The organism is Priestia sp. YIM B13486 (genome assembly GCF_042787865.1).
GTDB classification, from domain to species: Bacteria; Bacillota; Bacilli; order Bacillales; family Bacillaceae_H; genus Priestia; species Priestia megaterium.
The window spans coordinates 755,659-770,522 of record NZ_JBHZOZ010000001.1 but is presented as its reverse complement, the minus strand read 5'-3'; the positions used below and the strand labels follow the sequence as shown (position 1 = coordinate 770,522).

Below are 14,864 nucleotides of genomic sequence, written 5' to 3'. Positions count from 1 at the left end.
AGAAAATAACGTCATGATGTCTTAATAGATTGCTTTATTGAGTGAAATTTTTAAACGAAATGTGTGTGTTGAAATTGAAGGTGAATTGGTTGGAAGATATATTAGGAAGCGAATGGGAAATTACTCCTGCTGGCGGAGCGACAGGAGAAGCTTATTTTGCAAAATTTCAAGACCGAAAGCTTTTTTTAAAGCGTAATTCATCACCTTTTTTAGCAGTATTGTCAGCTGAAGGAATCGTACCGAAGCTCGTGTGGACAAGACGAATGGAAAATGGAGATGTGATCACAGCTCAGCACTGGCTAGATGGTCGAGAATTAAAACCAAAAGATATGAATTCGAGTCGAGTGACAGAATTGCTTAGTAAAATTCATCATTCAAACGAGTTATTAGATATGTTGAAAAGGTTGGGGAAAACACCGCTTCTTCCCGAAGACGTGCTAGCCGATATTGTAGAGAATGTGGACGAGCGACTTCAAAAAGAAAGTATTGTAGAGCAGGGAATCAGTTATTTACAAGCAGAGCTTCCGTCCGTTCAGACAGATAAATATGTTGTGTGTCACTGTGATGTGAACCACAATAACTGGATGCTTGGAGAGAATACGCAGCTATATTTAATCGACTGGGACGGAGCGATGATTGCAGATCCTGCTATTGATTTAGGTTTATTGCTTTATTGGTACATCAATCCATCTCAGTGGGAAGAATGGCTTGAGCATTATGGAGTTGAACTAACCGAGAACTTGAAAAAGAGAATGAAGTGGTATGTGATAAGTCAAACCATTTTATTCATTGAATGGCATCGTTCGAAAAATGAACATTCTGAAATGAACTACTGGCTTGAATATCTTCGGATGTTGCTCGTCAACGACATTCAAGCACAGTAGCAAAGATTATGACAAGGTAGATAGTTCTTGGACCCATTGTGATAAATTTTGTTGATTGGTTTGAATATGTTCGTCTAAATGAGCAGCACTTTTTGCATCTTGCGTGTATTTATACACGTTTTGTAGTGTTGCTTGTACGTCTGTGCTAGCGTATCCTTTTGCTAACATTGATTGAATTAAACGTTCAACCTGTTCACATTCCGCAACCGTTCCGCAGCAATCACTTTGATGATTAGATAAAATATCTTTTAATATATTCATTTGGTGTTCGGCATTTAAAGGCATTAAGCATCATCCTTTCCTGTATGATGCTCTTATTTTTTTCTATCTAAACACAATTATGCATGAGAATGTCGGTTGTTTCGAATAACCGACATTTTCAATGCGTCAAAATACATTAAAGAGGTGCAACATGAGATTACGAAACAAACCTTGGGCAAAAGATAAAATTGCTGAAAATCCCCAATACGTGGTTCCAAACCCAGCAGAGTATAAAGGGAACTGGAAAGAGGTTTTTGGAAACGAAAATCCTCTTCATATTGAAGTAGGAACAGGAAAAGGCCAATTTTTAGTAGGGATGGCTAAACAAAATCCGCATATCAACTATATTGGAATTGAAATGTATGAAAGTGTCATCTTAAGTGCTCTAGAACGATTGATTGAAGAAGAGCTTCCAAATTTAAAGCTGTTGAATGTAGATGCTAACCACCTTAGTGAGTTTTTTGCAAAAAATGACGTGGATCGCGTTTATCTCAATTTCTCTGATCCATGGCCAAAAAAGAGACATGCCAAACGCCGTTTAACATACAAAACGTTCTTAAGCATGTACGAAAACCTGCTGGTTGATGGTGGAGAAATTCACTTTAAAACAGATAATCAAGGTCTATTTGAATATTCATTGACAAGCTTTTCAGAATATGGGCTTCTTCTCAAATACATTAGCTTAGATTTGCATAAAAGCGATTTTGAAGGCAATGTTATGACGGAATATGAAGAGAAATTTTCACAAAAAGGCAGCCGTATTTACCGCTGTGAAGTAAAATACCTGAACGAAAAAGACTGAGTTCCTCAGTCTTTTTTTGTTCAAAAAGAGAAGGAGATAGTGATAAAATAAAAAGGAATATAATGGAGGTGTAAAATGGAAACGTTAACAATAGGCGAATTAAAAGTGACATGGCTTCGTGGAGGGAATAATCATTTAGACGGAGGAGCAATGTTTGGTGTTGTTCCAAAAGAGCTTTGGACAAAAAAATATCCTATCTCAGAAGGAAATCGAATTCCAATGAGGACTGATCCTTTGCTCGTTCAAACTGAAAAACACCTCATGTTAATTGATGGGGGTATAGGGAATGGTATGTTGGATGAGAAAAAAAAGCGTCATTTTGGTGTAACAGAAGAATCATTTATTGCTGAAGATTTACAAAAGTTAGGGTTTACGTGCGAAGATATTACTCATGTCATTATGACGCATCTTCACTTTGATCATGTGTCAGGCTTAACAAAATGCAGCAACGGACATTTTTCCTCTGCTTTTCCAAATGCAGAAGTCTTTGTTAGTGAGATCGAGTGGAATGAAATGAGAAATCCTAATATACGTTCTAAAAATACGTATTGGAAACAAAATTGGGAATTTATTCAGCATCAAGTAACAACATTTAGCGATAAAGATGAAATTGTGCCTGGAGTAACGGTTCATCATACCGGCGGTCACAGCGATGGTCATGCTGTAGTTGTATTAAAAGGAAACAATGACATCTTAGTGCACATGGGCGATCTTTTGCCAACACATGCACATCAAAATGTCTTATGGGTAATGGCATATGATGATTATCCAATGACTTCGATTGAACAAAAGCAGCAGTGGCTAGCTTATGCCTATGAGAATCAAGCTTGGCTAAGTTTTTATCATGATGCTTTTTATCGAGCTGTAAAATGGGATAACAAAGGAGAAATAGTTGACGAAATTAAACGGGTGCATTCAGCGTCAATTCAATAATAGAACCGCTTTTTTTATCAATGAAAAACTCGTAATGTTCCTGTTTTGCATCACGTGTTCTGATAATTCCACCTGTATAACCATAAAAAGAGAGACCATGTTTTTGAATGACTTTAGTCGTTGTTTCAATCCATGAGCCATCGATTGCCCCATTTTGTTTAAAAGCGCTTTTAACAATCGTAAGGGCTTCCGATGAGGAAATTGACGACTTTCTTTTTTGAAGAATATAAGCGCTTGCAAATCCGACTGCAGCTCCTGCTATTAGTTGAGTCCATTTCACATTATTCACCTGCTTTTTAAGGATATGTTTTCATCATTATATCAAATTGTCGAATGCTTTGTTAAGTTGAGTTATAGAAGAGAAGGACGGAACTAGCAACTATTTCCGGTTTTCGATACAATAAAGAAAATGATACATAAAGGAGAGTATATATGAACAATGAAACGCTATCTCTATTTAAAACATTAACGGAGTTACCAGGTGCCGCTGGAAACGAACATCAAGTACGTTCATTTATGCGCTCGCAAATTGAACCCCTTGTAGATGAAGTCATTCAAGATGGGTTAGGAAGTTTATTCGGCGTTCGCTATAATGAAGAAAAAGGTCCTAAAGTAATGGTAGCGGGACATATGGACGAAGTAGGATTTATGGTTACGTCTGTAACAGATAAAGGAATGCTTCGTTTTCAAACTCTAGGAGGATGGTGGAGTCAAGTACTGCTAGCTCAACGCGTCCATGTTGTTACACAAAAAGGTCCTATCACCGGCGTAATTGCTTCTATCCCTCCTCATTTATTAGACGAATCACAGCGCAACAAGCCAATGGCCATTAAAAATATGATGATTGATGTGGGCGCAGATAGTAAGCAGGAAGTAGCAGAAATGGGCATTCGTCCTGGCGACCAAATTGTACCGATTTGTCCGTTTACGCCAATGGCAAATGAAAAGAAAATACTGGCGAAAGCATGGGATAACCGCTATGGGTGCGGACTTGCGATTGAATTATTAAAAGAAGTAAAAAATGAAAAATTGCCAAATATCTTATATTCTGGAGCTACTGTGCAAGAAGAAGTAGGACTTCGCGGTGCTCAATCAGCTGCGAATATGATTAAACCGGATTTGTTTTATGCACTAGATGCTAGTCCAGCTAACGATACATCAGGCGATAAAAATGCATTTGGACAATTAGGAAAAGGCGTATTACTTCGTATCTTTGACCGTACGATGGTCACACATAGAGGAATGAGAGAATTTATTTTAGATACAGCTGAGACAAACAGCATCCCTTATCAATACTTTGTTTCTCCAGGAGGTACGGATGCAGGGCGCGTTCATACTTCTAATAATGGAGTTCCTTCTGCGGTCATCGGCGTATGTTCACGTTATATTCATACTCATGCTTCTATGATTCATGTAGATGACTATGCAGCTGCAAAAGAATTACTAGTCAAACTTGTACGTTCTACAGACCAAACAACGCTCGATACGATTAAGCAAAACGGATAAAAAAGAACAAAGCAGCTGCTTTTGCGGTTGCTTTGTTTCATAATGACAGGAGAAAAAAATGAAAATTGCAATCGGAACGAAAAATCCAACAAAAGTAAATGCAGTAAAAAAAGTATTTGGAGATAATTTTACATATGTAGAGGTAGCCGTGCAGTCCGGGGTGTCGCCACAGCCTTTTTCTGACGAAGAAACCATCCAAGGAGCGGTTAATCGCGCGCGTGCTGCTGTGAAAGAGACAGGTGCTGATATTGGTATTGGGCTTGAAGGAGGGGTGCAGGAAACGCCTCATGGCTTATTCCTTTGCAATTGGGGAAGCCTTGTTACCTCTAAGGACCTTGAACCGATTTTAGGTGGAGGGGCTCGTATTCGGCTTCCTGAAGCGGTAGCCGGTATGCTTCGTCATGATAAAAAAGAATTAGCCGAAGCTATGGAAGTGTATACAAACCAAAAGAATATCCGAAAAAAAGAAGGAGCAATCGGTATTTTCACCAATGGAAATTTAGATCGGACCGCTATGTTTTATCAGGTTGTTTTAATGCTAAAAGGACAGCTTGATTTTAGGACAAATCAAGCTGTTCAATAGGAAATTTCTTTGTAACCCTTTATAATAGAAAAGCATCAGTGTATGATAGTTGCAACAACTCATATACTATGTTTTGATGTAGAAGGATTAAATAATGTATAGGGCTTTAGCCGTTTAAATACGAAAGTAAAAGAAAAAGTGGAGGAAAGAAAAATGGAAAAAATGCAAACAATTGAACAATACAAAGAAATCATTAAAGAAGGAAAGCATATCATGATGTTTTCAGCAGACTGGTGCCCAGATTGCCGAGTAATCGAGCCTGTGCTTCCAGAAATTGAGGCGAATCATAGTGAGTATACATTTCACTATGTCGACCGCGATGACTTTATCGATCTTTGTGCAGAATTAAGCATCTTTGGAATTCCAAGCTTTGTTGGTTACAGCAACGGAGAAGAAACAGGGCGTTTTGTCAGCAAAGACCGTAAAACAAAAGAAGAAATTGAAGAGTTTATTAACGGCTTAAATGCATAAATCAAGTGAAGACTGATAGCGATTTACAGCTATCAGTCTTCATACATAAAAATGAGAAAAGGAGGCGTAAATATGGCGAAAATGAATAGTCAAAAGATGAGAAAACTACTAGAAGAGCGATTAACGGGTGCAGATTGGTCATTTTTATTTGATCGTGAAAAAGATACGTTGCGCGTTGAACATCAGGAAACGAAAAAAGGTGTAACCATTTCTTTACCTGGGCTAATTGCAAAATGGGAAGAAAAAAAGGAAGCGGCTCTAGATGAAATGGTATATTATATAAAAGAAGCTCTTCGTGTTATGAACGATGAACAGCAGGTAACGGGAAAAGAAAAGCGCATTTATCCAGTTATTCGCTCAACGTCTTTTCCAGATAAATCGAATGAAGACGTGCCGTTGATTTATGATGAACATACAGCTGAAACACGCATTTATTATGCGCTTGATTTAGGCAATACATATCGTCTATTAGATGAGAAACTAATTCGCAAGGAAAATTTAGATCTATCCGCAGTGCGGGAAATGGCTAAATTTAATCTTCGCTCTTTGCCGATTTCACATAAAAAAGATACGGTAGCAGGCAATGACTTTTATTTTGTAAATCAGAACGATGGATACGATGCAAGTCGAATTCTTAACGAGGCATTTTTGCAAGATTTTGCTTCTAGTGTTTCGGGCACAATGGCTGTAGCAGTACCTCATCAAGATGTGCTGATTCTAGCTGATATTCAAAACGAAACGGGTTATGATATTCTTGCGCAAATGACCATGAGCTTTTTTGCAAGTGGACGTGTACCCATCACAGCTCTTTCATTTTTATACGAAAACGGTGAGCTAGAACCTATTTTTATTCTAGGAAAAAATCGCAGTAAAGGACGGGACTAATTATGAATCTTTTTTATAATAAAGAAGGTATCGGCGATACATTAATCGTCAAGCTAGAAGATATCGCAATTGAAAATCGCACGTTTGAAACAAAAGGCGACGTTGTGCGTATCTTTGATCAAAAATCAAATACAACAGCTGGCTATAACATCTTTCATGCTTCTTCTAAGTTAAAAGTAGAGGGAAATGGTTCTCTTGAATTAACAGAAGAAATGGTGGGAGAAGTAAATCGTGTACTTAGCGAAAGCGGTTTTGAAGGTAAACTTGAAGTGGATTTATCTCCTAAATTTGTAGTGGGATACGTTCAAGAAAAAGAAAAGCATCCAAATGCAGATAAGCTGAACATCTGTAAAGTAGATGTTGGCACAGAAACACTTCAAATTGTGTGTGGAGCACCAAATGTAGACGCAGGTCAAAAAGTCGTGGTAGCAAAAGTAGGAGCGGTTATGCCAAGTGGCATGATCATTAAAGATGCAGAGCTGCGCGGTGTGCCTTCTTCAGGTATGATTTGCTCTGCTAAAGAGCTGGCGCTTCCGAACGCTCCTCAAGAAAAAGGAATTCTAGTACTTGAAGACAAATATGAAGTAGGTCAACCTTTTCAAGCATAAAAGCAGAGTGCGATACTGATTTATAGGGCAAAAGCATGATGTTTTTTTACACGTATATTTCAAAGCGTTACAGTTGCTGAAAAGCAATTGTCAATTCTTAAAAAGGTTTGATAAAATTAAAAGCCACTAGTATATACTAGTGGCTTTTTTCGCGTTTGATTATGAGTGCTAACTAGGCGCAAAAAAATATTTTTGCAAAGAGGAATTTTACTGTATAAATAAGGGAAGCAAAATAGTAGATTTTATAGTAAGAGTTCAAGCATACGTGATAGAATGATAAATGAAAAGATAGTATATATATCCATCTCAGAGAATACTTTGAGGCCAAAGGTAAATAAAGGATGCATGGATAGCTTTTTGTAGATATCGCAGCACTGCGGTATAAGAGGCTAAACGAAGTAAGATAGTCTGATAGAAAGAGTGATAAAAATGGGTTTTGTACGAAAAGTAATGGATTATTTACTAGGATACGAAGTGAAAGAAATTGTTGTAGACGAACATGGAAATACAACGGAAGAATACCCTTTAAATAGAGAAAAAACAATTCCTAAAAAGAAGGCTCCTAAGCCTAAACAAATGCAGTCAGTTCATCAAAAGCCAGTGATGAAAGCAGCGCCAAAACCTTCTGTTCCACACTCGGCCAGAACGCAAAAGCGGAGTTACACTGAAGAACAGCAAGATGTTCATACAAAAGTAGCTTATCAATATCCAAAAGGAACGTTTCGTTTTCCTTTAATTGATGATACGGGAGAAGCAAAAAAGGCAGCAGCGCCTAAAAATGAACCAAGGCCTGTAACAAAAAAGGCACCGGCTCCGTTTTATCAAGAGCCTGTTCGCAAGTCGGCGCTAATGCAGCCTAAGTCAGTATCTCAGCCGTTAAAAACGGTATCTGAAAAGAAAGAAGCGGTTCCGCAAGTAAGAAAACGTCCGTTTCGTCCGACTGAAATTCCTTCACCTGTCTACGGGTTTAATAAGCGGCCTTCTAATGTTGTACAAAACGGAAGTGAGGAAGTAGTAGAATATGAGCTTCCGAGTACACAGTTATCAAAAGCGGCGTTTGAAGATGAAATTTACCGACGAGCGATGAATACAGCTGTTGTAGAGCCGTTAAGAAAACCAGTTTCTAAGCCTATAGCCGAAGAAGCACCGATTCAAGAAACAGAAGAAATGATGCAACTGTCTTCTCAGCGTTTTGCTCAGTGGAAGCAATATGAGGAAAATCAAAAAGAGAAGCTATCATTTCCTGAAGAAAAGCCAAGTTCTTCAGTAGCCGTAAAAGAACAGGAAGAGGTGCCAACTTTTGAAGAATCACACGCGGTCGAACCGTTAGTGGGACAAGAGAGCACTCTTGACTGGGATTTAGCGAAAGGTATGACAGCGCCCGAAGAAGTTCCAACTTTAGAGGAAACGCGCCCGTCTGAACCATCAGTTTCTCTCCAACAAGAGATAGGAAATGAGACTGAAGAAGTGGAAACGTTGATGGACGGAAGCGAAGTGTTTTTACAAGCAGCAGAAGAAGTAGAAGCACTAAAGCCTAGAAAGAAAGAAGAAGCTCCAGCTGCTGAGAAAGAAAGTGACTTCATTCTAGAAGAGCCTGCAAACAGTGTTCATATGGAAGCAGAACATGAGCTGAATTCTGAAAGTTTAAATTCATCGCAACCCGCAGCTGATGAATGGCAACCAGAAGCGGCATCGGCTGTTGTTCACCAAGAGCTTGAAAATTCGGTGATAAAAGAGGAAGAAAGCAGTATGCAGGAAAGTCAAGAGTTACAAGAACAAGTACAGCAAGAGTCAGCTGTAGAACCTCTTGTACCTGCAGAACAGCCAGGAAATGCTGAACGAGGTCGCGGTAAGCGATTAGTACCTTTTAACGTGATGATGCTGAAAAAAGACCGCACAAAGATGAATAACAGCGATCGAGAAAAAAGTCAGCCGTCTCAAGGTTCATACCAAAGGCAGGAGACAGAAGCTCTGCAAAAAAAAACGGAAGTAAGTAGGCAAGAAGAAGTTCACGGTGAAAAAACCAAAGAAGCAATTCCGCAGGCTTCGTTAAAAGCTGAAGAACCTGTAAATGTAAAGGCTTCTTCTCCTTATGCATTTCCTGGAATGAACTTGCTTAACATTCCTCCAGCTGCTATTGAAGAAGATAATCAATGGGCGGATGAGCAGCGTGAGCTTTTGGATATGACATTAAAAAACTTTAACGTTCGAGCTAAGGTCGTAAACGTCACACAAGGTCCTACCGTGACCAGATTTGAAGTACATCCTGAACCCGGTGTGAAAGTGAACAAAATTACGAATTTAACAGATGATATTAAACTGAGCCTAGCCGCGCGTGATATCCGAATTGAAGCGCCAATTCCAGGGAAAAATACGATTGGAATTGAAGTGCCAAATCGTCAAAGTAAGCCGGTGTTAATTCGTGAAATTTTGAGGCATCCTTCTTTTAGAAAAGATAACTCTCCTTTAACGGTGGCTTTAGGGTTAGATATTTCAGGAACGCCGGTTGTGACTGACTTGAATAAAATGCCTCATGGTTTGATTGCCGGAGCGACAGGGTCTGGTAAAAGCGTGTGTATTAATACTATTATCGTCAGCTTGCTTTATAAAGCTGCGCCGCACGAAGTCAAGCTTATGTTAATTGACCCTAAAATGGTTGAGCTAGCTCCTTACAACGGTATTCCGCATTTAGTCAGCCCGGTTATCACGGATGCTAAAGCAGCTACTACAGCTTTAAAATGGGCAGTAGAGGAAATGGAGCGCCGTTATGAATTGTTTGCACATGCGGGCGTACGTGATATTACAAAATACAACGAACGTGTAAAAGAACATAATGAAAAAAGCGGGGAGCTCCCATATCTAGTTATTATTATTGATGAACTTGCCGACTTAATGATGGTATCTCCTGGGGAAGTAGAGGAAGCTATTTGCCGTATTGCACAAAAGGCAAGAGCATGTGGCATTCACTTATTGCTTGCAACTCAGCGTCCTTCCGTAGATGTGATTACAGGCTTAATTAAAGCGAATGTGCCAACGCGTATTGCATTTTCTGTTTCTTCGCAAGTTGATTCACGTACAATTATCGACACAGGGGGAGCAGAGAAGCTACTAGGTAAAGGTGATATGCTGCTTCTTGAAAACGGCTCTTCTAAAAGCGTTCGAATTCAAGGGAACTTTGTTTCAGATGAAGAAATTGACCGCGTTGTAGATCATGTCAAAAAGCAAATGAAGCCAACATACCTATTTGATCAAGAAGATTTGTTGAAAAAGCAGCAAAGCTTTGCTTCAAATGAAGAAGATGAGCTTTTCTATGAAGCATGCGAGTTTGTGCTAGACCAAGGCGGTGCATCTACTTCCAGTCTGCAAAGACGCTTCAGAATGGGGTACAATCGCGCTGCGCGCCTCATTGATATGATGGAACAGCAAGGCATTATTTCAGAAGCAAGAGGAAGCAAGCCGAGAGATGTGCTCATTACCGAAAACGAGCTTCAGGAAATGGAAAGTCAAACAGCCACTTCTACATTTTAAGCTGTTTTTCTACATGTAGGTTAAAAAAGAGGCTATGCAAGATCAGCAGGATACAGCATTGTGTGAGCTAACGCTCTGTCTCTGTATCCGTCGCCTCTTTTTTTCCTGCTTTAAGTTCGTTTATACAGAATTTGAGTAGAGATTTTGGAAGAAATCCATGAAGAAAAAAAGGAAAAGGTTTGTCAGAACTAGTAAAATGATTTACTATATGTAAGGATAATGTGTGTGTTGCTTTTTTAGCATGTGATAGTTTGCTATCATTTCTCACCAGCAGAAACATATGAGCTGAAGGCGTATAAAGAGGACAAACTAAAATAATTAGAGTACGAGTGAAGAGTAATGAGAGAAGAAAATCATGAACTGATTAACTTTAATGAAATTCGTGAACAAAAGCAGCTTCAGTCTGATAATGCTATTTGCGACTTTTACAATCAATATTTCTTTTTTGTGAACCGCTATACGAATATACGAGAAAAAGTGCGGGCTTCACATTTATTTAAAGAGTTAGTAAACTTGCCTCATGAGGCGCCTCTGTCTGATTCCCATGAACAATTATTTTTTCAGTGGTTTGCATTTGAATATGTAACCATTCAGGGGAAAACCCTGCTGCAGCTTTTTTTAGCTGATCAGGCAAAGCAGAAAACAGAGTCGTTTTTGATTCAAGGAGCCTTTTTTTTGACGAGTGTACTAGAGCCAATTATTGTGTCTAAAGTACCTAATTCGTTTTTCTTAAAAGGATATACCCCATTGACAAATGAGCAGGTTATCATCAAAGATGTAAGAGGAAGATTTGCAAATTTAGAGGAACAACAAGTAATTTGGATTCGAAAAATAAAATCAATCGGATATGACGTGTTAATTGACTCTTTCTTTTTAGGACATAAACAACGCATTGAACAGTTAGTAACGCAATATAATGACAAAAAAAATGCAATGACATGGCGCTCGTTTTTAAAACAGCAGGCTATATACTATGTGATGAAGCCAAAATAAAAGGCCGTTTCGCAAGGGAAGAGAGTAGAAATGGAGTCATGGAGTTATGTTATAAGAAGTGATATAATGTACGGATGTTATCGTGAAATCAGCAATCAAACGACATTTATATACGTTTGTAAGAGCAATTCTAGATAACCGTCATATACTGTCTTACAGATAGACGAATGTTGGAGGTTCTTTATATGACAGTTTACCATTTTGTAGGTATTAAAGGAACAGGAATGAGTGCGCTTGCGCAAATCCTAAACGATATGGGCTTTCAAGTTCAAGGATCGGATATTGAAAAAGAAATTTTTACGCAAAAAGCACTAGAACAGCAGGGAATTCCTGTTTTACCATTTGATAAAAATAATATTAAAGACGGCATGACTGTAATCGCAGGAAATGCTTTTCCTGATACGCATGAAGAAATTGCAGAAGCAGCTTCAAAAGAAGGAGTCAAGCTTGTACGCTATCACCGTTTCTTAGGTGACTTTATGAAACAGTATACGAGTGTAGCCGTAACAGGAGCACACGGAAAAACATCCACAACGGGTATGTTAGCGCATGTGATTCAAGGAGCTGAACCTACTTCATATTTAATTGGAGACGGTACGGGTAAAGGTGTAAAAGACAGCAAGTATTTTGCGTTTGAGGCATGTGAGTATCGCCGCCACTTCTTATCTTATACGCCAGACTATGCAATTATGACGAATATTGATTTTGATCACCCTGATTATTTTGCCAATATCGACGATGTATTCAGCGCGTTCCAAGAGATGGCACTTCAAGTCAAAAAAGGAATTATTGCCTGTGGTGACGATGAACATCTGCAGCAAATTCAAGCGAAGGTACCTGTTCTTTATTACGGCTTAGGCGAAGAAAATGATTTCCAAGCACGTAATATCGTAAAAAGCACAACAGGCACAACATTTGATGTGTTCGTTCGTAATACATTCCACGCATCATTTGAAATTCCAGGGTATGGCGACCATAACATCTTAAATGCACTTTCTGTTATTGCACTTTGTCATTATGAAGAAATTGACGTTGCTGTGCTGCAAGAGCGTTTTAAAACATATCAAGGTGTAAAACGTCGTTTCAGTGAAAAGAACGTTGGCAAACAAGTGCTAATCGATGATTATGCACACCATCCAACGGAAATTAATGCAACGATTTCAGCTGCTCGTCAAAAGTATCCAAACCGTGAAGTTGTGGCTGTTTTCCAACCGCATACTTTTACGCGTACACAAACGTTCTTAGAGGACTTTGCAGCAAGCTTACAGCACGCTGATAAAGTATATCTATGTGATATTTTTGGATCAGCTCGTGAGCATCAAGGTAAATTATCAATTGAAGATTTACGAAGCAAAATCAGCGGAGCTGAATTAATTAATGAAGAAACAATTGAATCGTTAAAAGACCATAATGAAGCTGTATTAGTATTTATGGGTGCTGGAGACATTCAAAAGTTTGAAAAACTATATCAGCAAACCGTATCATAAAAAAAAGGCACTCAGGAGAGTGCCTTTTTTCTTTCAAAACTCATTTTAAATTTTCAGGATTTAACGCTTTTAATTCCTCAATGACAAATAACCCGTCTTTACGAATTAACACGTCATCGAAATAAATCTCACCGCCGCCGTATTCTGGGCGCTGAATCATCACCATATCCCAGTGAATATTTGACTTGTTTCCATTATACGCATCTTCGTAGCACTCGCCAGGAGTGAAGTGGAAACTTCCGTCAATTTTTTCATCAAATAAGATGTCTTGCATTGGATGTTGAATATATGGATTTACGCCAATCGCAAATTCGCCAACAAAACGTGCGCCTTCATCCGTATCAAAAATGCCGTTGATGCGTTCTGTATCATTAGCGGTTGCTTCAACAATCTTACCGTTTTTAAATGTTAAGGATACATTCTCAAACGTAAAGCCTTGATAGTTAGAAGGAGTGTTGTAAGAAATTGTTCCGTTTACAGAATCACGTACAGGAGCCGTGTATACTTCACCGTCCGGAATATTCATTTCCCCGGCACACTTCACTGCAGGAATATCTTTAATAGAGAACGTTAAGTCTGTATTCTCACCTGTTAAACGCACTTTGTCCGTACGGTTCATAAGCTCAACCAAAGCATCCATCGATTTGCTCATTTTGCCATAGTCTAAGTTACATACATCAAAATAAAAATCTTCAAATGCTTCTGTACTCATTTTAGCAAGCTGCGCCATTGAATCGTTTGGATAGCGAAGAACAACCCATTTTGTTTTTGGAACGCGAATTTCTCTATGTACTTTTTTACCGATCGTATTCCCTTGGATTTTCATTTTATCTGCCGGAACATCTGATTGTTCAAAAATGTTTGAGCCAGAACGCAAGCCAATATAAGCATTCATTTCCTTCATCACATTTGCTTCGAAGTCTGCCATCATATTGAACTGCTCTTCTCGTGCACCGTTTAAAAGAGCGCGGTCTACCGAATGATCTTTTAGCAGTACAAATGGATAACCACCCGCCTTGTACGCTTCATCTACAAGTGCTGTCACAAGTTCACGCTGAAGTCCAAAGTTTTCGATTAATACTTTTTCTCCTTTTTGAAGGCGAACAGAATAATTAATTAAATTTTTAGCTAATGTCGCAATTCTAGGGTCTTTCATAAATAGTGCCTCCTTAAAATAGCAATGATTGGTGATTCACTTTCTATTGTACCCCACTGAGCTTATTTTGTTTGTTTTTATGCTTTAAAATCCTTTTTTTCTTTAGGAAGGGAAATAACTCATATATCGCGAAATAATGTACAATCTTCCCTTTTTCTGAATAAAAGCAGAGAGAATATGGTAAAGTTAAAGAGTCTGTAGGGAATAGAAGGTTTAATTGTTTATAAAATTGGGAAAGTAGTTATAACAAGAGAGAAGAAAATAGGAGGTGCCTTGCACAGATGGTTATTATTCTTTATTTAAGCGCTGCTATTGTTGCCATTGCGATTTTTTACCTGGTGGTTTCCGTGTCCAAAACATTGAAATCCGTTCAGCACACATTAAATTCAGTGGCAGGTACTTTAGACGGTGTAGAAAAGCAAATGACAGGAATCACAGCTGAAACAACTGCACTTTTACATAAGACTAATCTGTTAGCTGAAGATATTCAGCGTAAATCCGAAGCGCTGAACACAGTGGTGGATTCTGTTAAAGGCGTAGGTGACTCAATCCAAGACCTAAATAAGTCTATTAAAAGCGTATCATCAAGCGTTTCAGAGAAAGTAGAAGAAAATAAAGAAACTGTTGCTCAAGTTGTTCAATGGAGCAATGTTGCATTAGACGTATGGGAACGTATAAAATTAAGAAAACAGAAAAAAGTTGAAGCAGAGCCTGTACCTGTTGAAGTAAAAGAAAAAGCGGTTCAACGCTCACGCTCATTTTCATAA

General features: G+C 38.6%; 15 protein-coding genes. 12 read left to right on the top strand and 3 right to left on the bottom strand.

Annotation, left to right across the window (positions count from 1 at the left end):
• The first annotated feature begins 89 nt into the window (after positions 1-89).
• Complete coding sequence (locus tag ACFX4G_RS03890) at positions 90-884, top strand: phosphotransferase family protein (protein WP_028410490.1); 795 nt, start codon at positions 90-92, stop codon at positions 882-884.
• Positions 885-890: 6 nt separating this feature from the next.
• Here ACFX4G_RS03890 and ACFX4G_RS03885 read toward each other — a convergent pair whose 3' ends face one another.
• Positions 891-1,169, bottom strand: a complete 279-nt coding sequence (locus tag ACFX4G_RS03885) for a YtzH-like family protein (RefSeq protein WP_013059510.1) — start codon at positions 1,167-1,169, stop codon at positions 891-893.
• Between the two features lie 127 nt (positions 1,170-1,296).
• Here ACFX4G_RS03885 and trmB point away from each other — a divergent pair, with 127 nt between their 5' ends.
• Positions 1,297-1,947, top strand: coding sequence for a tRNA (guanosine(46)-N7)-methyltransferase TrmB (trmB, locus tag ACFX4G_RS03880; RefSeq protein WP_013059509.1), 651 nt, complete (start codon positions 1,297-1,299; stop codon positions 1,945-1,947).
• Between the two features lie 75 nt (positions 1,948-2,022).
• Complete coding sequence (locus ACFX4G_RS03875; RefSeq protein WP_097824693.1) at positions 2,023-2,880, top strand: YtnP family quorum-quenching lactonase; 858 nt, start codon at positions 2,023-2,025, stop codon at positions 2,878-2,880.
• Here the strand turns inward: ACFX4G_RS03875 and ACFX4G_RS03870 are convergent.
• Positions 2,849-3,160, bottom strand: a complete 312-nt coding sequence (locus tag ACFX4G_RS03870; protein WP_025750689.1) for a PepSY domain-containing protein — start codon at positions 3,158-3,160, stop codon at positions 2,849-2,851. The two genes, ACFX4G_RS03875 and ACFX4G_RS03870, sit on opposite strands and share 32 nt — an antisense overlap.
• Positions 3,161-3,312: 152 nt before the next feature.
• On the opposite strand from ACFX4G_RS03870, the gene ACFX4G_RS03865 reads away from it, so the two are divergent.
• The 8 genes from ACFX4G_RS03865 (at position 3,313) to murC (ending at position 12,941) form a co-directional block, all read left to right on the top strand.
• Positions 3,313-4,386, top strand: a complete 1,074-nt coding sequence (locus ACFX4G_RS03865) for a M42 family metallopeptidase (protein WP_097824692.1) — start codon at positions 3,313-3,315, stop codon at positions 4,384-4,386.
• 58 nt (positions 4,387-4,444) lie between these two features.
• The gene (locus ACFX4G_RS03860; RefSeq protein ID WP_377572885.1) at positions 4,445-4,969 is read left to right on the top strand and encodes a DUF84 family protein; all 525 of its coding nucleotides are present in this window, start codon (positions 4,445-4,447) and stop codon (positions 4,967-4,969) included.
• A 153-nt stretch (positions 4,970-5,122) separates the two neighbouring features.
• A complete protein-coding gene (locus tag ACFX4G_RS03855) occupies positions 5,123-5,440 on the top strand; it encodes a thioredoxin family protein (protein ID WP_013059504.1) in 318 nt (105 codons plus the stop codon).
• Positions 5,441-5,512: 72 nt separating this feature from the next.
• Positions 5,513-6,325, top strand: coding sequence for a DUF1444 domain-containing protein (locus ACFX4G_RS03850; protein WP_014457994.1), 813 nt, complete (start codon positions 5,513-5,515; stop codon positions 6,323-6,325).
• A gap of 2 nt (positions 6,326-6,327) precedes the next feature.
• Positions 6,328-6,933, top strand: coding sequence for a YtpR family tRNA-binding protein (ytpR, locus tag ACFX4G_RS03845; RefSeq protein WP_377572883.1), 606 nt, complete (start codon positions 6,328-6,330; stop codon positions 6,931-6,933).
• A 429-nt stretch (positions 6,934-7,362) separates the two neighbouring features.
• On the top strand, positions 7,363-10,461 hold the full coding sequence (locus ACFX4G_RS03840) for a DNA translocase FtsK (protein WP_377572881.1): 3,099 nt from the start codon (positions 7,363-7,365) through the stop codon (positions 10,459-10,461).
• 339 nt (positions 10,462-10,800) lie between these two features.
• On the top strand, positions 10,801-11,454 hold the full coding sequence (locus ACFX4G_RS03835; RefSeq protein WP_043975948.1) for a hypothetical protein: 654 nt from the start codon (positions 10,801-10,803) through the stop codon (positions 11,452-11,454).
• Positions 11,455-11,639: 185 nt separating this feature from the next.
• The gene (gene murC / locus ACFX4G_RS03830) at positions 11,640-12,941 is read left to right on the top strand and encodes a UDP-N-acetylmuramate--L-alanine ligase (RefSeq protein ID WP_013059499.1); all 1,302 of its coding nucleotides are present in this window, start codon (positions 11,640-11,642) and stop codon (positions 12,939-12,941) included.
• A gap of 40 nt (positions 12,942-12,981) precedes the next feature.
• Here murC and ACFX4G_RS03825 read toward each other — a convergent pair whose 3' ends face one another.
• A complete protein-coding gene (locus ACFX4G_RS03825) occupies positions 12,982-14,097 on the bottom strand; it encodes an aminopeptidase (RefSeq protein ID WP_097824688.1) in 1,116 nt (371 codons plus the stop codon).
• A 281-nt stretch (positions 14,098-14,378) separates the two neighbouring features.
• Between ACFX4G_RS03825 and ACFX4G_RS03820 the strand changes: the two genes are divergently transcribed.
• On the top strand, positions 14,379-14,864 hold the full coding sequence (locus tag ACFX4G_RS03820; protein WP_013085231.1) for a DUF948 domain-containing protein: 486 nt from the start codon (positions 14,379-14,381) through the stop codon (positions 14,862-14,864).

Bases quoted from the DNA above. Each gene is read 5' to 3' on its own strand.
- ACFX4G_RS03885 (WP_013059510.1), bottom strand. From the start codon at position 1,169: ATGCCTTTAAATGCCGAACACCAAATGAATATATTAAAAGATATTTTA.
- trmB (WP_013059509.1), top strand. From the start codon at position 1,297: ATGAGATTACGAAACAAACCTTGGGCAAAAGATAAAATTGCTGAAAAT.
- ACFX4G_RS03875 (WP_097824693.1), top strand. From the start codon at position 2,023: ATGGAAACGTTAACAATAGGCGAATTAAAAGTGACATGGCTTCGTGGA.
- ACFX4G_RS03865 (WP_097824692.1), top strand. From the start codon at position 3,313: ATGAACAATGAAACGCTATCTCTATTTAAAACATTAACGGAGTTACCA.
- ACFX4G_RS03860 (WP_377572885.1), top strand. From the start codon at position 4,445: ATGAAAATTGCAATCGGAACGAAAAATCCAACAAAAGTAAATGCAGTA.
- ACFX4G_RS03855 (WP_013059504.1), top strand. From the start codon at position 5,123: ATGGAAAAAATGCAAACAATTGAACAATACAAAGAAATCATTAAAGAA.
- ACFX4G_RS03850 (WP_014457994.1), top strand. From the start codon at position 5,513: ATGGCGAAAATGAATAGTCAAAAGATGAGAAAACTACTAGAAGAGCGA.
- ytpR (WP_377572883.1), top strand. From the start codon at position 6,328: ATGAATCTTTTTTATAATAAAGAAGGTATCGGCGATACATTAATCGTC.
- ACFX4G_RS03840 (WP_377572881.1), top strand. From the start codon at position 7,363: ATGGGTTTTGTACGAAAAGTAATGGATTATTTACTAGGATACGAAGTG.
- ACFX4G_RS03835 (WP_043975948.1), top strand. From the start codon at position 10,801: ATGAGAGAAGAAAATCATGAACTGATTAACTTTAATGAAATTCGTGAA.
- murC (WP_013059499.1), top strand. From the start codon at position 11,640: ATGACAGTTTACCATTTTGTAGGTATTAAAGGAACAGGAATGAGTGCG.
- ACFX4G_RS03825 (WP_097824688.1), bottom strand. From the start codon at position 14,097: ATGAAAGACCCTAGAATTGCGACATTAGCTAAAAATTTAATTAATTAT.
- ACFX4G_RS03820 (WP_013085231.1), top strand. From the start codon at position 14,379: ATGGTTATTATTCTTTATTTAAGCGCTGCTATTGTTGCCATTGCGATT.